The organism is Azospirillum sp. B510 (assembly GCF_000010725.1).
GTDB lineage: Bacteria > Pseudomonadota > Alphaproteobacteria > Azospirillales > Azospirillaceae > Azospirillum > Azospirillum lipoferum_B.
The window spans coordinates 474,349-493,220 of record NC_013858.1 but is presented as its reverse complement, the minus strand read 5'-3'; the positions used below and the strand labels follow the sequence as shown (position 1 = coordinate 493,220).

Genomic DNA, 18,872 nt, shown 5'->3' with positions numbered 1-18,872 from the left:
TCGGCCGGAGAACCGGACAGGATCAGATCTGGAAGGTCACGGTCGCCGCCATGGTGGTCAGCAGGCTCGACGCGGGAGTCGCGGCGTTCCAGCCGGAGGTGAACAGCGCCGCCGTGTAGGTGGCGCCGCGGCCAAGCGCGATGCCGTTGATGAAGGCGATGCCGCTGGAGGAGGTCGAGGTGATCGCGGCGGCTCCGACATTCGGCGCCGAGGTGTAGGAGGCCAGGCTGCCCTTCCACAGGCCGACCCAGGCGCCGTTGGTGCTGGGCGAATCGCCGACCGGCAGAGCGTAGTTGAGATTGAGGTTGTTGCTGCCGTTGGAATTGTAGGTCAGCGAGCCAGGGGTATAGATGACGGTGCTGGAATTGGGGGGAAGGAAGGCGGTCGAGCAGGCGTTGCCATAGATCTGCATCGGCGCCGTCAGCTGCCTGCCGACCGCGAAGCAGACGACATAGCCGTTGGTGGTCAGCGACGAAACCGGGAAGGTGGTGGAGCCGGCCTGGGTGTTGCCGTTGACTGTCGAGGTGTTCTGGGCGGTCTGGTTGTAGGGGATGTTCCCGCTGTTGTCCTGCCAGATCCCCAGGTAATTGCCGTAGGTCTGCGGCATGTTGCCCGACAGGGTATTGTAATCGACCTGAAGGGTTGCGTCGTCCAGAAGCGTCAGGGCCAGGGTGGTCTTCGCAGTCGAAATAACCGTTGCCATATGCTTACCCTCAATCGTGGCGCAGGATCGGTCCTGCTGGGTGTCGGCGGGGAAAATCCCGCCTGGGTCCGTGCCCGGACTATTTGGAGGGCACGGGCTGTTGGGCGCCGGCGCGGCTGGCGGTCTGGAAGACCAGCATCGCCGCGGCCTGCGTGGTGTCGGGTGTCTGGCCGCCATCGCTCCAGGCCGCGGCGCAGCCCGGCGCGGCCTTGCCGTCGGACGCCGGGGCGGCCGGGCCGGTGAAATAGACCAGCGTGTAGGTTTCCTCCGCCCCCAGCGACAGGCCGTTCATCGCCACGGTGCCGAGATTGGCGTCGGAGGGCACATCGGCGCAGGCCAATGGCTTGAAGGCGTTGTAGGGCGACATTTGACCGGGCCAGATGCCGATCCAGTTGCCGTAGCTGGCCGGCTGGTATCCCGGCAGCGTCGCATAGCGCACGGCGAGCGCTTCCGACGTCTGGCTGGCCAGCGTCATCGTCACCGACGATCCCGGCTGGCCGGGGGCGGGATTGGCCGTGCTGGTGCCGCCTTCCGCCGACTCGCCGGTTACGGGCGGAATGGGAACGGAGGCCGCGATGGTGGAGATGGCCGGCCCGGTGCCGTACCCCACCACATAATCAAGATTGGCCAGGGTGAAGCCGCTGAGCACCACCGAACCGGAATCCGTGTCCTGTGGAATCGTGATCCGCGCCAGCGGTGGCGCCCGCCACGGGATCATGCGCCCCTGCCAGATCGCCAGGAAATCGCCGTAGCTCTTCGGCCGGTTGGCCGGCAACGACCGGTAGCCGATGGTCGCCGTATCGCTGGTCACGTTCAGGACCGACAGTTTGATGACGAATTCATCGGACGCGGCGACCGCCCCGATGCCGACATTGGCATGAGCGGTGCAGCCATAAGTCATAAATAGAAGAATAGGAAATAACAATTTTGTCATTGTTAATGCCTCTGAACTTCTCCGTAAATTATAGTGCGTTCGAAAGAAAAACAACATAACAGCTCAGAATTTTGCAAATAATGCAAATGTATGTATTTTCAATTGTCTTTGAAGAAAACAAAAAACATGATCATTACTTATGTATGTTGCTGCGGTGCCAAATTCGACGCTTTCGCATTCGGACTCCGCCCGCGTCTTGCGCAGACTCCTTCCCGGTTGGCGGAGCGCGGCCGGTCTCGATGCGGGGTGCCGAAGGCGGCGGCGGATCAGCCGACCAGGCTGGCGGCCAGATTGACGCCCAGCGCCAGCACCGCGGTGTTGAACAGGAAGGACAGGGCGCCGTGCATCAGCACCAGGCGGCGCATGCCGGCGCCGCGGGTGGTGACGTCGGACACCTGCGCCGTCATGCCGATGGTGAAGCTGAAATAGAGGAATTCCAGATAATCCGGCGCCTCGTTGCCGGGAAACTCCAGGCTGCGCTCCCGCGCAGGTCCGCCGTCCAGCCAATAGTCATGGGCGTAGAGCTGGGCGAAGAAGACGTGCAGGAAGGTCCAGGACAGCAGCACCGTCGCCCCCGCCAGGATCGCCGCCATGCCCTCGTGCGGGGAGCCCTTGGCCGACACCAGTTCGGCGACGATGGCGACCAGGGCGGCGAGTGCGGCCAGCACGGCGCCGGCCAGCACGGCCCATTTGCCGGGATCGAGCAGCTTGGCCCGGCGGCGCATCGACGCCACCGTCGCCCGGCTCATCAGGAAACCGGCGAGCAGGATGTAGAGGACGACGCCCAGATCCCAGCCGATCAGCAGGGCGGTGGTCGGGCGCAGCCATGGCGCCACGACCGCTCCCGCCAACAGGGCGAAGGCCAGCGACCCGGTGAGCGAAGGGCGGTTGCGCAGATGGGTCAGGCTCCGGCGCATCCAGATCTCCAAAGGATAGGGGCGGGCAACGGCCGCTATCAAGTGGAGGCGGGAAGAGGCGGGCGCAAGACCGGCAGCGGTCCCAAGAGGAACTGCCGGCCTTGCCGTTGCCGGATCGCCTCAGCCAGCGTTGATGGCCGTGGCGTAATCGCTCAGATTGTAGTTGTCATAGGGAAGCGACGCGGTGGCCCAAAGCGAGGCCCCTTGCGATTTCCACCCCTGCATGGCGGTCGTCACCTGCGACGGTGTGGAGTTCGGGCCGTTGCCTAGGCCGCTGTCGCAGGAGAAGATCGGCCAGATGAAGGCGGAGGCGTCGGCAACACTGGTGCCGGATTGAGCCGAGACAGCGCTCACCCAGGCCGTGGGATCGTTTCCGTAACCGCCGGCATAGGTCTGCAAATTGAACCCGAGCACCGGTTGGGTGTTCAAGGCGGAATAGATGGTCGACAAGGACGATATCCATGGCGAGACCGCCTGTGTCTTCGCGTGCGGTGGAGTGATCGGCAAAGACTGGAATGGGCAGAACGTAAAAGTGCATTTGAACTGCTGATAGAGCCAGATTGTCACATTGGAAACAAGGGTTTGCAGGTCGCCTTTTTTTTGTTCGAAATCGATATCGAACCCGGAGAATACAGGGCCGCTCTCGCTCGCAGCGCCTTGGATATTTCCAATGGCCGTGATGATCGCATTGAAGTTATTGTAAAGTGTTTTTGTTAGATCCGAATTTTGTGAAATGATGTCGTTGATATAGGTAAAAGCATCGGATTCTGCGCCACCAATCGAAAGCCAAATCCGCTTCAATGATTTATTCTTGATTCCAGCGCTGATGATCGGTTCAATGATATCCGAGAAACCGTCTTGTATGTCTCCATCAGAAGCCAATGTAGGTCCACTGAGACCAAAGCTTATATCCACAATTGTTTTGCTCTTTACGTTCAGGCTGAAGATGATGTAGTCGGTCGTTCCGCTGCCCGGTATCTGGTCCAGTGCGTTTTCCAAACCGCTGTCCTGATCCAGGCTGTTGAAATAGGCTCCATTCATCAGAATCGTCATTTGTTTCTCCGAGAAAGATATTTTTGATCAACGGAATTTATGATTATTATATTTTGTTTCATTTATCGATGTGTTTCCTGAGACTTTGGGAATCAAATTGTGATGCTTTGTAATTGACATGCCATTGCGTGTGCATGCCGTCAAAAAAGCCGGCGCGAACCCGCGGTTCGTGCCGGCATAGGGGATGCTTGACAGGCCTGGCCGCCCCGGCGTCCGGTCAGTTCGAGGCCGGATAGAGTGGCAGCAGGTTCTGCTGGCGGCGCTGGTAGCGGACCAGCTCCAGCGCGGTCAGCGGCCGGGCCCCCGCCGCCCGGCAGGCGTCGGCGACCTCGAACATCAGCGCCTGCTGGTGGAACAGGGTGGCGTAGGCCTCGCCCAGCCCGAAGTCCGGATCCCACATGTGGATGGCCTCGGCCCCGGCGCCGTTCACCTCGATGATGCGGAAATCCTCGCCCACCGCCAGCCGCTCCACCGAGGCGAAGCGCACGTCGAAGCGGCCGAAATGGAAACCCGGCATCTCGTCGGCGATCTCGTCGAAGCGCGCGGTCAGCGTCGCCGTGACATGGCCGCAGGCATCCTTGTAGAGGCCGCCGACCCGGCTGCTGCCGACGAGAGACAGCCGCACCGTCCGCCCGGCCGCCGGCACCTCGTCCAGCCGGTCGGCCAGCGCCTCGTGATGCAGCCCCGCCTTCCAGGAGGCGCGCGGGTCGGCGGCGATCAGCGCACGCAGGGTGGAGCGGCCGTCGCCGACGACATGGGGATAATAGCGGAAGGTCATCGAGAAGATCCGCCCGTGGCGTTCGCCCGGCTTGCGGACATAGAAGATCCCGGCCTCCCCGGCATAGGGGACATGCTCCTGCAGGATCAGCCGGACATCGGCGGGAAAGCCGTGCAGATAGCTGCGGAGATCGGTGGAATCGCGCACCAGGCGCACGCCGATGCCGCGCCAGCCGATGTCAGGCTTGGCGACCAGCGGGAAGGACAGGCCGGCCCCCGATGCCAGCGAGTCCAACTGGGCCGGGGTCAGCGACGGCCGGTTGACGAAGGCGACCGACCGGGCGGCCCAGCGGCGCGCGTCCGGCCCGATCAGGTCCATGCAGGCGATCTTCGATTCGCCGAGCAGCCCGCCCGCCTCGATCGACGGGTTGGCGGCGGTCGGCAGGGTCAGGCTGCGGTAACGGGCGCCGAGGGCGAACCACTGGACCACCAGCGGGATGTAGAACAGCAGCGGCGGGATACGCTCCGCCCAGCCGATGGTGCGGGCGCCGGCCGGCACCATCGGCAGGCCGGGCAGGGCGATGGCGCGCGGCGTCGGGCAGCCGCGCAACGCGTCGCGCAGGCCGCCGGGCAGCAGCGGCTCCAGCGCCGCCCGGATGCGGCCGATCAGCGCACGGGCGATGGATTGGGCGCGCTTGGTGCGCAGAAGCATCAGCACCGCCGCGCAGCTGATGCCGATCACCTGGACCTGGAGCGCCGCCGCCTCCAGCGAGGAGGTCATCAGCGTCAGCAGCAGACCGACATGGACGCCGGCGGTCGCCAGCGTGATGGCGACGAAGCGGAAGAACGGCACCCGCATCACGCCGCAGGCGAAATAGGTCGGGAATAAGACGCCGGGCACCAGACGGCAAGTCACCAATGTTGGCAGCAGATTGCTTTGCAAGGCCCTGCGGCAGCGTTCAAGCATAGGCCCCTCGGTCCGCCGCCGGATCCAACTGATCCGGAGAGACAATAGTCCGAGGACATAAATGAACAGATCGCCGATAACGATTCCACACAGCAGCGTGAGGGCGGTGACGCCGATGCTGACGGTTCCGACGCTGACCAGGGTGGCTCCGGCCGCGATCGCAACGTCTTCGTGCAGAAGCGTAAGCAAAGCAAGGCCCAGCAACAGGGGGAAACCGGCGAAGGCGGTTATTGGTTGCAATGCAGCAAACACGGGTGGGTGTCCGTTGGGTAGGTGGCGGCTACGGTGCCACCGGCAAAATTGCATAGCAAATGGTAAGCTTCACGTTAAAACTTTTGTGGAACCGTCCCGCATGAAGACTGTTTCTTTTTAGCCATATGGAAATGTTATGGATAGGATAGAAAATATGTGTTTGTGGATATGGCGCCGGCGCGGCACAGTAGCGCCCAATTGGCGAGCGGCCAAGCGGTAACCGGTGGCCGAACCGGCCCGGACACGATCAGGAGACGCACCGTGCAGAGCATCCAGTGGGACGACGCTTTCCTCCTTGAAAGCCAGCTGACCGAGGACGAGAAGCTGGTCCGTGACAGCGCCCGCGCCTACTGCCAGGACCGGCTCCAGCCCCGTGTCATCTCCGCCTTCCGCGAGGAGCGGTTCGACCGCGAGATCATGGCCGAGATGGGCGAGCTGGGGCTGCTCGGCCCGACCATCCCGGAGGAGTATGGCGGGCCGGGCGTCAGCCACGTCGCCTACGGGCTGGTCGCCCGCGAGGTGGAGCGGGTCGACAGCGGCTATCGCTCCGCCATGTCGGTGCAGTCCTCGCTGGTCATGCATCCGATCTATTCCTATGGTAGCGAGGAGCAGAAAAAGAAGTGGCTGCCGCGTCTGGCCACCGGCGAGCTGGTCGGCTGTTTCGGCCTGACCGAGCCGGACCACGGCTCCGACCCCGGCGGCATGAAGACCCGCGCCACCAAGGTCGATGGCGGCTATCTGCTGTCGGGGTCCAAGATGTGGATCACCAACTCGCCCATCGCCGACCTCGCCGTCGTCTGGGCGAAGTCGGAGGCCCATGACAACAAGATCAAGGGCTTCGTGGTCGAGCGCGGCACCAAGGGCTTCTCCACCCCGAAGATCGAGGGCAAGCTGTCGCTGCGCGCGTCGGTCACCGGCGAGATCGTGCTGGACGAGGCCTTCGTCCCCGACGAGAACCTGCTGCCCAACGTGACGGGGTTGGGCGGTCCGTTCGGCTGCCTGAACAAGGCGCGCTACGGCATCGCCTGGGGCGTGCTGGGCGCTGCGGAGTTCTGCTGGCACGCCGCCCGCCAGTATACGCTGGATCGCAAGCAGTTCGGCCGTCCGCTGGCCCAGACCCAGCTGGTGCAGAAGAAGCTGGCCGACATGATGACGGAGATCACGCTGGGCCTCCAGGCTGCCTTGCGCGTCGGCCGCATGATGGACGACGGCAGCTGGTCGCCGGAAGCGATCTCGCTGATCAAGCGCAACAATTGCGGCAAGGCGCTCGACATCGCCCGCGTCGCCCGCGACATGCACGGCGGCAACGGCATCTCCGAGGAATTCCAGGTCATCCGCCACATGGTGAACCTGGAGACGGTGAACACCTACGAAGGCACCCACGATGTGCATGCCCTGATCCTGGGCCGGGTGCAGACGGGGCTTCAGGCGTTCTTCTGATCGAACCCTCCCGTTCGGCCGTGCAGGACATGGCGGAACGGGAAGCGGCAGGGAGGACAAGGAAAGGGTTCGGAAATCGGTGTGGTTGCGGATTTCCGAATACCTCCCTGTCCTCGCCCGCCGCGATGGTTCGCTTGGCACATCACAATGCGCCGTTGAAGCGCTTTGGATGGTAAATGCAAGCAGGATATGGGTGGCTTCCGAATTGTCGCAGATGGGTTGTGGATCTGTTTTTAAATATTCGCTAGCATTTTGAACCGATACCGCCACGCTTAAGCATTGACATATGGTTTCTTCGACGGCATTAGCTTGCCACCAATCCCAGAAGGTGGAAGGGCGGTCCACCACATCACCTTAATGTGCGGCCGCCGCGGCTTTCAGCGCTTCGGGCAGCCCCTTTTTTGGAACGCGGCTTGCGCCTTGGAGGCGGGCTGCAAGTGGCGAGAGCGCGTCTTCTGCTTCAACAGGTATCCGTGCCGTTACCCGCCCTTTGCTCTCTCACCGCGCCAAGGCGCAACTCGCTGGCGCTCACCCCGCTGGCGCGGCACCTTGAGTTGCCATGAGAAAATGGGCTGGGAAGCACGCTTCCCAGCCCATCCGTCATCTTGAAACCCGATTGCATGAATCGGGAACGGACCCGGAGACTATCATTCCGACCGACTGATTAAGTCCCCGAAGGGCATGAACTGCTGTCGGTTGTGTATTTTGCATTAGGATCTGGAATATTAATCGAGTTGATCGGAATCACGGCGCCGGGAGCAGTACCAGTTATAAGGATACCCTTGCCCTGTTCCACAACAATCGTCGGGGTATCGCATTGCCAAGGTTGCTTGTTGTTGGGGTTTGTATTCTTTGACATAAGAAAAATCTGCGAGCATCCACTGGGCAGCGTAATGTTGATTGGTAATGACGAGTTCCAGTAGGAACCCGCGCCCGCTTGGTAGTGGTTGTTGGCGCGGACCTGGGTTTTGTTAGGCTCAATGACGACGATTCCCACCTCGCGGGCCGCGTTCAGCACGGATAGATATGTATTCGGGGTGTCTGCAGTAACGCATACGTTCACGCTGTCGGCCCAAGCACCGGTCGCTGTCATCGCGAGAGTGAAGGCGTACAGCGCAATTATATTCTTTTTTACCATGACTGTCCTCCTGATTTCTGAGGGGTTGACATGATCTCATGGCGAAATGACATGAGAATTTGTGGTAATATCCGATATGAGCATAGGGTATAAATTGGCATTTTGTCGGTTACATATTTGTTCTCCCTTTTAGTAAATGATGATTACTTTATTATTATTATTTAATCATAGACTTTTCGGTAAATACCGCAAAAAACCTTAAGATGATATTTCGTATTCTCCATATCACCAAATTATATATTTGATATTTATTAAAAACTGTGCTTCTGGCATGGATTAATTTGAATGCCATATTCAATCATCCTCACGTTTACTTTTCTGACAAAAAAGAGAATACAAAACAACCCACAAATCATCACAAAAAAACGACGAAATAATGATATGCATGTTTTGTCATAAGGCCAATTCATTTGTTTAAAAAATAACCATCAGAGATTCAAATAATATTTGAAAATACTATTGAGTGTTTTGAAGCATACTCATATGAAATTTAGGTAGAGATTTTGATTAAACCAATAGTATTTCTATAATTTTTTTTGTAATCTTTGATTGTATTCGCAGAAAATAGAGAGATGTTATTTTGTTTTACAATTATTTATACTGGTAAATCCATTATACGCATCCATTTGGATGTTAAAATATGATTAATATTCTCGTACCGGATGTCCGGACCGTCATGATGATGCAGATGCTGGTGCTGCTGCTGTTCACCGGCATCTTCGCCATCGTCTGGCGCCAGGGAGGCATTCAGAGGGGCGGCGGTCAGGGGAGCGGCAGCCGGTCGGCCGGCCTGTTGGCCCTCGGGCTGGGATTGGGAGTGGTCGGCAACACCCTCTGGGTTCTGCGCGGGGCGGTGTCGCCGCTTCTGAGCGTGGTCGCCGCCAATCTCCTGATGCATGGCGGGACGCTGCTGGTCTGCTGGGCCGCCGCCCTGCTGGCCGGGCGGCGGTTTCCCGTCTGGATCATGCCGCCGGCCCTCGCCGCCGACGCCCTGCTGTTCTTCCACTTCACCCTGATCCAGCCGGACTATCAGGTGCGGTCGATCCTCGCCAGCGGGCTGTACGGCGTTCTCTATCTGTCGGCCGGCGCGCTGCTGCTCGGCGAACGGCGGCGCTGGCGTCTGATCGCGGTCCGTTGCGCCGCCCTGCCGCTCATCGGGCTGGGGCTGATCCATGCGATGCGGGTCGTCCTGGTCCTGTTCCAGCCGGGGGGCGCCGCGGAGCAGGGCGAGGCGCAGCGCGGCGGCCTGCTGCTGCTGTTCCTGATCCTCGTCGTCGCCGGGCTGGTCAGCCTGCTGTGGGTGCATATGGCCGATGCCCAGAACGCCCTGCGCGAGGAGGTGGACAGCCGCCGTGCGTCCGAGGCGGCGCTGGCCCGCGCCAAAGAGGCGGCCGAACGCATGGCCGCGACCAGAAGCCGCTTCCTCGCCAACATGAGCCATGAGATCCGGACGCCGATGAATGCGGTCAGCGGCCTCGCCCGGCTGCTCGGGCAGTCCGTCCTGAACGAGCGCCAGCGCATCCATGTCACCCGCATCGCCGCCGCCGCCGATCTGCTGCTGCGGCTGACCGACGGCGTTCTCAGCGTGGCGCGGCTGGAGGCCGGACAGGTCGCGCTCGACGAAAGCGACTTCGATCTGGCCGACCTGCTCGACGGGGTGGCCGGCGCCGTGGCGCCGGTGGCGGAGGCCAAGGGGCTGGATTTCGTCATCGACCGGAGCGACGGCGTGCCGGCGGTCCTGCGCGGGGATGCCGGCCGGCTCGGCCAGATCCTGCTCAACCTCGCCGGCAACGCGGTGAAGTTCACCGAGACCGGTTCCGTCCGGCTGTCGGTCGAGCCGGCCATGCTTGCCGGCGGGCGCCGGGGCTTGCGTTTTTCCGTGCGCGACAGCGGGCCTGGCATCGACCCGCGCCACCTGTCCGACATCTTTGAGCCGTTCCACCAACCGGACGCCGCGTCGGCCCGGCGGCATGGCGGCAGCGGGCTCGGTCTGGCGATCGCGCGGCAGGCGGCGACGCTGATGGGCGGAACGATCTCGGCCGACAGCCGCCCCGGCCAGGGAAGCGTCTTCACCGTGATCCTGCCCTTCGGGACCGCGGCCGGTTCCACCGTTCCGCAGGCGCCGCCGGTCAGGCTGGACGGAATGCGTGTTCTCGTGGTCGACGACGACGAGGTCAACCGCGAGGTCGCCCGCGAAATCCTGGAACAGGCGGGTGCGCTGGTCGAAACCGCTTTGGACGGCCGTGAAGCGGTGGCATGGGCCATCGATCCCGCCTCCGGGATCGATGCGGTGCTGATGGACATCCGAATGCCGGGACTCGACGGGCTGGCGGCGACCGCCTTCATCCGCGAACAGCGCGGCCTTGCCGACCTGCCGGTGATCGCGGTGACCGCTCATGCCTATGACGAGGAGCGGCGCCAGTGCCTCGCCGCCGGCATGAATGATTTCGTCACCAAGCCGGTCGCGCCCGAGCGGTTGCTCGGTGTTCTCGCCCGCTGGCTCAAGCCCCGGACGGCGGCGGTGGCGGCATCGGCTGCTGCGGCTGCGGCTTCGCCGGCCGGCGCCGGGCTTCCCGACAGCATCGCCGGGTTCGACATCGCGGCGGCGGTGGAGCGCTTCTGCGGCAATGCCGGGCTGGTCCGCCATCTGCTCGACCGCTTCGCCCAGCGTTGCGCCGAGGCGGCGGAGCTGCTTGCCGCACCGGCCGATGCCGGGCTACGGCCCTTTCTCCACCGCCTGCGGGGGGCGGCGGTGACGCTGGGCGCCGAGCGGATCGCCGGCCATGCCGAACGGCTATCCCGCCTGCTGGAAGACGCCCCGCCGGATGGTGGCCCGCCGGATGATGGCCGGGTGGAGGCGGTCCTGGCGGAATCGGCCGCCCTGGCCGATGCGCTGGCGGCCGCGGCCAGGGCGATCCGGGCGGCGGGCATCGGTGCGGAGCGGCCGCCCGTTGCCGCAAACGGAAAGATCGGGGAGGTCGCGGCATGAGCGGCCAACCCCTTTCCCCCGCCCCGCAACTCCAAGTGATTCTGCTGGAGGATGACGAGGATCAACGCGACGCGCTGGTCATGACCCTGTGTGGATTGGGCCTGGCGGTCGAGGGGGTCGGCAGCATGGCGGACTTCTATCGCAGGCTGCTGGTGCAACGCTACGATGTGGCGATCGTCGATCTGGGGCTGCCGGACGGCGACGGGCGTTCGGTCGTCCACTTCATCGCCGAACATACGTCGATGGGGATCATCATCCTCTCCGCCGCCGGCGATATCGAAGAGCGGATCCGCGGGTTCCACACCGGCGCCGATCTGTATTTCGTCAAGCCGGTGGATTGCCGCGAGCTTGCCGCGGCGGCGGTTCGCCTCTTCAACCGGTCTTCCGGCGGCCGGCTGCCGCGGCCGGCCGCCGGTGCCGATCGAAAGACCGGCGGTGGCGGCGGCATGCGGGCCGAGTGCTGGCTGCTGGTCCCGTCGCGCTGGCTGCTGGTCGCTCCGGACGGAGGGGAGATGATGCTGACGCCGAAAGAGATGCGCTTCATCGAGGTGCTGGCGCGTCAGCCGGGAGAGGTCGTCCCGCGCAACGTGTTCATCCGGCATCTGGGATACCCCGACGATACCGGTGGGCACCGCCGTCTCGAGGCTCTCATCCGCCGGTTGAGGATGAAGGCGGAGGAGGTGCTGGGCCGAAGCCTGCCGGTTTCCACCGTGCATGGCGTCGGCTACAGCTTTTCCCGATCCTTGACCGTGGCCGTCTTGCCGAGCTCCTGATATTGGCGGTCTTCGGGCGAGGCGCGCTCTACGCCGCCTCCACGTCGCCGGTCGCCTGCTGGCGCACCTCGGTGAGGAAGCGTTCGACCTCCGCCGCCAGGGCGCGGGTCTGGCCGGACAGGCCGCGGGCGGCGTCCTGGACATTCAGCGCCGTGCCGCCGGCGCTCTCCGCCGTCCGGGCCAAGGCGGCGATGGTCGCCGACACGTCCTGGGTGCCGAGCGCGGCCATCTCCACCGCCCGGGCGATCTCCTGGGTGGCGGCGTTCTGTTCCCGCACCGATTGGGTGATGGTGCCGGAAATGCCGTCGATCTCGGTGATGGTGCTGCCGATGGCGCCGATGGCCTCGGCCGCCTCACGGGTGACCGACTGCATCGCGTCGACCTGGGTGGCGATCTCGTCGGTGGCCTTGGCGGTCTGGTCGGCCAGCCCCTTCACCTCGGTCGCCACCACGGCGAAGCCCTTGCCGGCCTCGCCGGCGCGGGCCGCCTCGATGGTGGCGTTCAGCGCCAGCAGATTGGTCTGCTTGGCGATGGCGTGGATCAACCCGACCACCTGGCCGATGCGGTCGGCATTGGCGATCAACCCTTGGACGGTGGCGTTGGTGCGGTCGGTGTGGGACACCGCCGCGCCGGCGATGCGGGCGGAATGGCCGACCTGATCGGAAATCCCGCCGATGGAGCTGGCCAGTTCGGTCGCCGCCGCCGCGGCGGAGCGGACGTTGGACTGGATGTCGTCCGATTCGCGGGCGACGTTGCGGGTCTGGCTGGTCGCCTCGCCCACCACCATGGCCATGCGGTCGGCGCTGTCGGCCATGCCGGATGCGGACTCGGCGATGCCCTCGACCAGACGCTTGACCGTGCCCTGGAACCGGTCGGCGAGGTCGAGCAAGGCGGCGCGCTTGGCCTGTTCGGCCTTGGCGTCGGCTTCGGCTTGCGCCGCGTGCATGCGCCCGATGGCGCGGGCGTTGTCGCGGAAGACGGTGACCGAACCGGCCATCGCGCCGATCTCGTCGGAACGGCCGTCGCCCGGCACCTCGATGGCGGTGTCGCCGTCGGCCAGTCTCGCCATCGCCGCCGCCATGGCGCGCAGCGGGCGGATGACGATGCGGCCGAGCAGGAGGTTCAGCAGGGCGATCTGCACCACCAGAGCGATCAGGCAGATGGCGATCTGGTTGCGCATCTGGGTGGCGATGGCGTCGATCTGCTTTTCCAGGCTCCAGGCGATCTGCAGGGCGCCGACCAGCCGGTTGCTCTTGCCGGTCACCACCGGCACGGTCACGACGATGTGCCCGTCGGCCGAACGGGTCTGGGCGCCCTTGCCGGCCAGCACCGCCTCGACCAGAACCTGGTCGGCCTTCAGGTCGTATCTGGCGAATTGCTGGTTGGAGAAGTCGGCCAGCAAGCCTGAGGCGGTCGCCGCGCGCAGCGAGGCGAGCTGAACCTCGCCGCTGTTGGCCAGCGGCATGAACTCCGTCTCGATGGAGGCGCCGTCACCGGCGACGAAGCTGGTCTTAGTGGCGTTGGCCAGCATGTCCGTCTTGACGCGGGCGTCGTGCGTCGCCAGCCGCACCGCGTCGTCATACTGCATCTTGGCCTGCAACCCCATGATGACGATGAAGCCGCCGACGATGGCGGCGACGAAGGCCGCCGTCACCTTGTTCCCGACACTCCAGATCCGGCGCGGCCGGGATGCGGCCGCCTTATCCACTGCCATGCTCTTGTCCCTTCCCATGCCGCCTTCGCCCGCCCGCCGTTCCTGCCCGTCGTCAAGGCATGACGCTTCACCGCCGGCAAAGCCGGCAAGCGCGGTTGATGTGTCAACGAATTGCAAAATTTAAATGATAATGTAACGGAATGTCGCAGTTCGCGCCATGATAATTTGCTCTGACTTTCGGCCAGCCGTAAATCAGGATGGCAATACGAAAGTCATGCTTTTGTATTAAAAAACAAGGCGCCGTCGTCTTCATGACGAACCGGCGCCTTTGGATTTAAAAATACTTATGGGATGTTTGGTATGAGACTTCCGGTTGTCAGCCGTCTCACGATAGATGTTGTATTTATACTATGATCGAGCCGCAACGGAGAGGGGCTGGTCTCAGCCGCAGGCTGGACTGCGCTCTTTCCAAGCGAAGGGCCCTGCGCGCTCATAGAGCCACGGGTACTGGTTGACCATGCGGCGCGCGATGGCGACGCGGTGTGCGGTCAGCGTGATCAGGGCGATGACGGCGGTGTGGACGATGAAGCCCCACAGCGACAACAGCTGCCCGCCGAACAGGCCCCAGGCGAGGAAGCGGTCGCCGACGCCCAGCAGCAGCGAATAGGCGATCACGCTGGAGACCGGCTTCCACCCCTCCGCCAGCGTCTGGCCGGTCAGAACCCCGCAGCCGCCGAACACCAGGACCGTCAGGAACACGAAGACCGGCAGCGAAGACCCGAGAAGCGCCTCCATCTCAATGTCCCCCTTCCAGATAGGCCGACCGCACCTCCGGGTCGGCCAGAAGCTGCGCGCCCGTCCCCGTCATCGTGATCTTCCCCGTCACCATCACATAGGCCCGGTGCGCCAGCTTCAGCGCGTGGAAGGCGTTCTGCTCCACCATGAACACCGTCATCTTCTGTTCCCGGTTGATCTCCTGGATCACCTGGAAGATCTGCTTCACGATCAGCGGCGCCAGGCCGAGGCTCGGCTCGTCCAGCAGCAGCAGGCGCGGCTGGCTCATCAGCGCCCGCCCGATCGCCAGCATCTGCTGCTCGCCGCCCGACATCGTCCCGGCCCGCTGGTTGATGCGCTCCTTCAGCCGCGGGAACAAGGTCAGCACCCGCTCCAGCTCGCGCTCGAAACTGCCGGGCTGGGCGACGATCGAGCCCATCTGCAAATTCTCCAGAACCGTCATCCGCGGGAAGATGCGCCGCCCCTCCGGGCTTTGCGCGATGCCGCGCCGCACGATCTCGTGGGTCGGCAGGTCGGTGATGTCCTCGCCCTCGAAGAACACCCGGCCCTGGCGCGCCCGCGGGCTGCCGCAGATCGTCATCAGCAGCGTCGATTTGCCCGCCCCGTTGGCGCCGATCAGCGACACGATCTCGCCGGCGCCGATCTCGATGTCGATGCCCTTCAGCGCCTCGATCGCGCCGTAGAAGGTGTGGACGCCCGATACCTTCAGCATGGTTCAGGCTCCCTTCCGGGCGAGGTTCAGGTCGGCGGCGACCTCCGGCGGCAACGCCTCGTCCTCGTCCTCGCCGAGATAGGCGCGGATCACCGCCGGGTCGTTCTTCACATGCTCAGGATTGCCGTCGGAAATCTTCCGGCCATAGTCCAGTACCACCACATGGTCGGAAATGCGCATCACCACGCTCATGTCATGCTCGATCAGCAACACGCCGGTGCGGTGGCCCCGCGGCGTCCGCACATCGCGGATGAAGGTCAGGATCTCGGCCAGCTCCCCCGACTCGCGCGGGTTCAGCCCGGCCGCCGGCTCGTCCAGGCACAGCAGCACCGGCTCGGTGCACATCGCCCGCGCGATCTCCAAACGGCGCTGGGCGCCATAGGGCAGGTTGCCGGCCTCCCAGTCGGCGAACTCGGTCAGCCGCACCCGGTCCAGCCAGTATTTCGCCAGCTCCACCGCCTCATGCTCGGCCCGGCGGAAGCCGGGAAGCCCGAGCAGCCCGGCGATGGCGAAGCCGGACGCCCGCATCAGCTTGTTGTGCTGGGCGACGATCAGGTTTTCCAGGACGCTCATCCCGCCGAACAGCCGGATGTTCTGGAAGGTGCGCGCCACCCCGGCCAGCTGGGCGATGCGGTAGCCCGGCATCCGCTCCAGCAGGAATTCCTTGCCCGCCGGGTGACGCAGCGTCAGCCGCCCCACCGTCGGCGTGTAGAAGCCGGTGACGCAGTTGAACAGCGTCGTCTTGCCGGCGCCGTTCGGGCCGATCAGCGCGGTGATCTCGCCGGCCCGCGCCTCGAACGACACGTCGTTGTTCGCCACCAGCCCGCCGAAGCGCATGGTCAGGTGTTCGACGCTCAGCAAAGGCTTGTCGCTATTCATCCCAGCATTGTCCATGGGGGCGCTCATTTCGCGGCTCCCGCGGCGGGCTTCCCGCCGCCATGCAGGAGGATGGTCGGGTCGCGGTGGGCCAGCAGGCCGCGCGGACGCCACAGCATGATCACCACCATGCCGGCGCCGAACGCCAGCATGCGGTAGTCGGCCAGCTCGCGGAACGCCTCGGGCAGGCCGATCACCAGCAGCGTCGCCACCACCACGCCGATCTGGCTGCCCATGCCGCCCAGCACGACGATGGCCAGGATGATCGCCGACTCGATGAAGGTGAAGCTCTCCGGGCTGATGAAGCCCTGGCGCGTCGCGAAGAAGGACCCGGCGAAGCCGCCGAACATCGCGGCGATGGCGAAGGCCGCCAGCTTCATGTTGGTGCGGTTGATGCCGAGCGAGGCGCAGGCGATGTCGTCCTCGCGCAGAGCCTCCCACGCCCGGCCCAGCGGCAGCTTGCGCACGCGCAGCGTGAACAGGTTCACCACCAGCGCCAGCGCCAGGATGAGGTAGTAGAGGAAGATGATGCGGTGCAGCGGCGAGAATTCCAGCCCGAACAGCTCATGGAAGGCCGGCATGCCGTCGGCCGGGCTGCGCGAGAAGTCGGCGATGCCGAAGAAGCTCGGCCGCGGGATGCCGGAGATGCCGTTGGGGCCGCCGGTGAACTGGTACCAGTTGACCAGGATGATGCGGATGATCTCGCCGAAGCCCAAGGTCACGATGGCGAAATAATCGCCGCGCAGCCGCAGCACCGGGAAGCCCAGCAGCACGCCCGAACAGGCGGCCAGCACGCCCGCCAGCGGCAGGCAGAGCCAGAAGCTCAGCCCGAAATAATGGGCGAGCAGCGCGTAGGAATAGGCGCCGACCGCGTAGAAGGCGACATAGCCGAGGTCGAGCAGGCCGGCGAGACCGACGACGATGTTCAGGCCCCAGCCCAGCATGATGTAGGTCAGCAGCAGGATGCCGATGTCGAGGATCATGCGGTCGGCCAGCGGCGTCAGCGGCAGCACCGCGGCGAAGGCGACGGCGACCGGGCCGATGTAGCGGCTGGCGTGCTGCACGCGTGCCGCGACGCGGTCCATCCGCTTGTCGCGCTCGGCCTGACTGAGCTTGGAGCGGCCGGTGGCGACCGTCATGGCGGCGCGGATGGCGATGACGCCGCCGCCCAGCACCAGGACGAGGCGCAGCACCTGGGTCGGCATCGGCAGCACCAGCCCGACGCCGGCGCAGACCAGCGCCAGGATCAGCACCGGCAGAGCCATGCCCTGGCGGATCAGCCCGAGCCCGAGCCGGCCGAGGAAGACCAGCAGCAGCGAGGCGGCCACCTCCTCCGGCCGGGCCTCGATGCCGAGACCGGTCGGGCGGTCGACGGTGCGCAATCCCACCAGCGGAACGGTCAGCAGAAGGGCGACGAAGGCGGCGAGCCCGGCGTCCTTGAGGGTGGCGGGCCAATCGACGCCGGGCCGCTTGCCGTTGATGTGGTAATGGGGGTGCGACGGCGCGTGGGAAGGGGTGGTCATGGCGCTTACACCTTCTCGATCTCGGGCCGGCCGAGCAGGCCGGTGGGCCGGAAGATCAGGACGAGGACGAGGATGGAGAAGGTGGCGACGTCCTTCCATTCGGAGCCGACATAGCCCGACCAGAAGGCCTCGATCAGGCCGATGACCACCCCGCCGAGCATGGCGCCGGGCAGCGAGCCGACCCCGCCGAGCACGGCGGCGGTGAAGCTTTTCACGCCCGCCAGGAAGCCGATGTAGAAGTCGATGACGCCATAGATCAGCAGCACCATCATGCCGGCGACGGCGGCCAGCGCCGCGCCCATGACGAAGGTCAGCGAGATGACGCGGTCGACATTGACGCCGAGCAGCCCCGCCATCTTCTTGTCCTGCTCGCACGCCCGCTGGGCCCGGCCGAGCGAGGTGCGGTTGATCAGCAGGGTGAAGCCGACCATCAGCACCAGCGTGATGATGATGGTGGCGAGCCGGACATAGCTGACCGAGACGGCGCCGTCCATCAGGGTGAGGTTGCCGGGCAGGATCGGTTGCAGCGGCTTGGAGCGGGCACCCTGGAGGATCTGGATGTAGTTCTGCAGGAAGATCGACATGCCGATGGCCGAGATCAGCGGCGCCAGGCGCGGCGACGAGCGCAGCGGCCGATAGGCGATCCGCTCCACCGTCCAGCCATAGACGCTGGTGAACAGCATCGAGGCCACAAGCATGATCAGCAGCGCCAGGGGCACCCAGGTGATCCCAAGCGCCCCGATCGCCAGGAAGGTGATCAGCGCAACAAAGGCGCCGATCATGTAAATCTCGCCATGCGCGAAGTTGATCATGCCGATGATGCCGTACACCATCGTGTAGCCGATCGCGATCAGCCCGTAAATCGCGCCAAGCGACAAGCCGTTGATCAATTGCTGTAGAAAATAGTCCATCAGACAGGCTTCTCCCACTCTCCCAGAACCGAATAGGCCAGATCACCGAATAGGCCGGAACCGAATCGGCAGGCGCTCAAAGCTTGGTTTGAGCCGTGTGCGGCGGCGGAGCTCCGATCCGGATGAACGGGGGAGAACATCCAGGACCGAGGCAGGGGACGCTTGGAACCCCGCCGCCGCACCCGGTTCCTGCCGAAGCCCCGCCGGACGCATGATCCGGCGGGGCTTCGGTCAAAGGTGGTGCAGGGGACTTTCGCGGGACTGCGCGTGGCGATCGACAGGACCAGCCGCCATCCGGATACGCGTCATCCGGACGAACGACGAGGCAGCGGGGGCGGGGTCCCGCACCCGGCCGACAAATCGTCGTTCGATCATCGCCAACAGCTCCCCCTTTCGCGGCACGGCCGGCGGCCGTGGCGTCCCCAACCGGCATCGCTGCCGGACATCCTTCATGAATCCACGGTCGGTTCGGACGGAATCACCGCTCGGTTCCCGACCTGTCGGCGAATGGCGCCGCG

The 18,872-nt window shown here is 64.3% G+C and carries 15 protein-coding genes; 3 read left to right on the top strand and 12 right to left on the bottom strand.

Going from position 1 to position 18,872, the window contains the following annotated elements; all coding sequences use genetic code 11:
• Positions 1 to 22 precede the first annotated feature (22 nt).
• The 5 genes from AZL_RS29530 to AZL_RS33690 all read right to left on the bottom strand — a co-directional run bounded on the left by AZL_RS29530 (position 23) and on the right by AZL_RS33690 (position 5,597).
• Positions 23 to 703, bottom strand: coding sequence for a hypothetical protein (locus tag AZL_RS29530; protein ID WP_012978051.1), 681 nt, complete (start codon positions 701 to 703; stop codon positions 23 to 25).
• Between the two features lie 79 nt (positions 704 to 782).
• Complete coding sequence (locus AZL_RS29525) at positions 783 to 1,604, bottom strand: hypothetical protein (protein ID WP_052293805.1); 822 nt, start codon at positions 1,602 to 1,604, stop codon at positions 783 to 785.
• Between the two features lie 299 nt (positions 1,605 to 1,903).
• The gene (locus AZL_RS29520) at positions 1,904 to 2,554 is read right to left on the bottom strand and encodes a DUF1345 domain-containing protein (RefSeq protein ID WP_012978049.1); all 651 of its coding nucleotides are present in this window, start codon (positions 2,552 to 2,554) and stop codon (positions 1,904 to 1,906) included.
• 120 nt (positions 2,555 to 2,674) lie between these two features.
• Positions 2,675 to 3,607: a hypothetical protein gene (locus AZL_RS37275; RefSeq protein WP_012978048.1), complete on the bottom strand. Its 933-nt coding sequence runs from the start codon at positions 3,605 to 3,607 to the stop codon at positions 2,675 to 2,677.
• A 217-nt stretch (positions 3,608 to 3,824) separates the two neighbouring features.
• Entirely contained in the window at positions 3,825 to 5,597 is a 1,773-nt protein-coding gene (locus tag AZL_RS33690) for a VTT domain-containing protein (RefSeq protein ID WP_247894514.1), read from the bottom strand.
• A 207-nt stretch (positions 5,598 to 5,804) separates the two neighbouring features.
• On the opposite strand from AZL_RS33690, the gene AZL_RS29505 reads away from it, so the two are divergent.
• Positions 5,805 to 6,983 (top strand): acyl-CoA dehydrogenase, encoded by a 1,179-nt coding sequence (locus AZL_RS29505; RefSeq protein WP_012978046.1) that lies wholly within the window; start codon positions 5,805 to 5,807, stop codon positions 6,981 to 6,983.
• Between the two features lie 664 nt (positions 6,984 to 7,647).
• Here AZL_RS29505 and AZL_RS35980 read toward each other — a convergent pair.
• The gene (locus AZL_RS35980; protein WP_148219726.1) at positions 7,648 to 8,121 is read right to left on the bottom strand and encodes a hypothetical protein; all 474 of its coding nucleotides are present in this window, start codon (positions 8,119 to 8,121) and stop codon (positions 7,648 to 7,650) included.
• A gap of 676 nt (positions 8,122 to 8,797) precedes the next feature.
• Between AZL_RS35980 and AZL_RS29495 the strand changes: the two genes are divergently transcribed.
• Positions 8,798 to 11,110, top strand: coding sequence for an ATP-binding protein (locus AZL_RS29495; protein WP_052293804.1), 2,313 nt, complete (start codon positions 8,798 to 8,800; stop codon positions 11,108 to 11,110).
• Complete coding sequence (locus tag AZL_RS29490) at positions 11,107 to 11,883, top strand: response regulator transcription factor (protein ID WP_012978044.1); 777 nt, start codon at positions 11,107 to 11,109, stop codon at positions 11,881 to 11,883. The genes AZL_RS29495 and AZL_RS29490 overlap by 4 nt, the downstream gene beginning before the upstream one ends.
• 28 nt (positions 11,884 to 11,911) lie before the next feature.
• Here AZL_RS29490 and AZL_RS29485 read toward each other — a convergent pair whose 3' ends face one another.
• The 6 genes from AZL_RS29485 to AZL_RS29460 all read right to left on the bottom strand — a co-directional run bounded on the left by AZL_RS29485 (position 11,912) and on the right by AZL_RS29460 (position 18,354).
• Positions 11,912 to 13,597, bottom strand: coding sequence for a methyl-accepting chemotaxis protein (locus AZL_RS29485; protein WP_148219725.1), 1,686 nt, complete (start codon positions 13,595 to 13,597; stop codon positions 11,912 to 11,914).
• A gap of 381 nt (positions 13,598 to 13,978) precedes the next feature.
• The gene (locus AZL_RS29480; protein WP_012978042.1) at positions 13,979 to 14,332 is read right to left on the bottom strand and encodes a DUF6867 family protein; all 354 of its coding nucleotides are present in this window, start codon (positions 14,330 to 14,332) and stop codon (positions 13,979 to 13,981) included.
• A 1-nt stretch (position 14,333) separates the two neighbouring features.
• Complete coding sequence (locus tag AZL_RS29475) at positions 14,334 to 15,044, bottom strand: ABC transporter ATP-binding protein (protein ID WP_012978041.1); 711 nt, start codon at positions 15,042 to 15,044, stop codon at positions 14,334 to 14,336.
• Positions 15,045 to 15,047: 3 nt separating this feature from the next.
• Entirely contained in the window at positions 15,048 to 15,950 is a 903-nt protein-coding gene (locus tag AZL_RS29470; protein WP_042446206.1) for an ABC transporter ATP-binding protein, read from the bottom strand.
• Complete coding sequence (livM, locus tag AZL_RS29465; protein ID WP_012978039.1) at positions 15,947 to 17,443, bottom strand: high-affinity branched-chain amino acid ABC transporter permease LivM; 1,497 nt, start codon at positions 17,441 to 17,443, stop codon at positions 15,947 to 15,949. The genes AZL_RS29470 and livM overlap by 4 nt, the downstream gene beginning before the upstream one ends.
• Before the next feature lie 5 nt (positions 17,444 to 17,448).
• On the bottom strand, positions 17,449 to 18,354 hold the full coding sequence (locus AZL_RS29460; RefSeq protein WP_012978038.1) for a branched-chain amino acid ABC transporter permease: 906 nt from the start codon (positions 18,352 to 18,354) through the stop codon (positions 17,449 to 17,451).
• Positions 18,355 to 18,872: the final 518 nt, after the last annotated feature.

Coding starts and splice junctions, on each gene's coding strand:
- AZL_RS29530 (WP_012978051.1), bottom strand. CDS start 703: ATGGCAACGGTTATTTCGACTGCGAAGACCACCCTGGCCCTGACGCTT.
- AZL_RS29525 (WP_052293805.1), bottom strand. CDS start 1,604: ATGACTTATGGCTGCACCGCTCATGCCAATGTCGGCATCGGGGCGGTC.
- AZL_RS29520 (WP_012978049.1), bottom strand. CDS start 2,554: ATGCGCCGGAGCCTGACCCATCTGCGCAACCGCCCTTCGCTCACCGGG.
- AZL_RS37275 (WP_012978048.1), bottom strand. CDS start 3,607: ATGACGATTCTGATGAATGGAGCCTATTTCAACAGCCTGGATCAGGAC.
- AZL_RS33690 (WP_247894514.1), bottom strand. CDS start 5,597: ATGCAATTTTGCCGGTGGCACCGTAGCCGCCACCTACCCAACGGACAC.
- AZL_RS35980 (WP_148219726.1), bottom strand. CDS start 8,121: ATGGTAAAAAAGAATATAATTGCGCTGTACGCCTTCACTCTCGCGATG.
- AZL_RS29495 (WP_052293804.1), top strand. CDS start 8,798: ATGATGATGCAGATGCTGGTGCTGCTGCTGTTCACCGGCATCTTCGCC.
- AZL_RS29490 (WP_012978044.1), top strand. CDS start 11,107: ATGAGCGGCCAACCCCTTTCCCCCGCCCCGCAACTCCAAGTGATTCTG.
- AZL_RS29485 (WP_148219725.1), bottom strand. CDS start 13,597: ATGGCAGTGGATAAGGCGGCCGCATCCCGGCCGCGCCGGATCTGGAGT.
- AZL_RS29480 (WP_012978042.1), bottom strand. CDS start 14,332: ATGGAGGCGCTTCTCGGGTCTTCGCTGCCGGTCTTCGTGTTCCTGACG.
- AZL_RS29475 (WP_012978041.1), bottom strand. CDS start 15,044: ATGCTGAAGGTATCGGGCGTCCACACCTTCTACGGCGCGATCGAGGCG.
- AZL_RS29470 (WP_042446206.1), bottom strand. CDS start 15,950: ATGAGCGCCCCCATGGACAATGCTGGGATGAATAGCGACAAGCCTTTG.
- livM (WP_012978039.1), bottom strand. CDS start 17,443: ATGACCACCCCTTCCCACGCGCCGTCGCACCCCCATTACCACATCAAC.
- AZL_RS29460 (WP_012978038.1), bottom strand. CDS start 18,354: ATGGACTATTTTCTACAGCAATTGATCAACGGCTTGTCGCTTGGCGCG.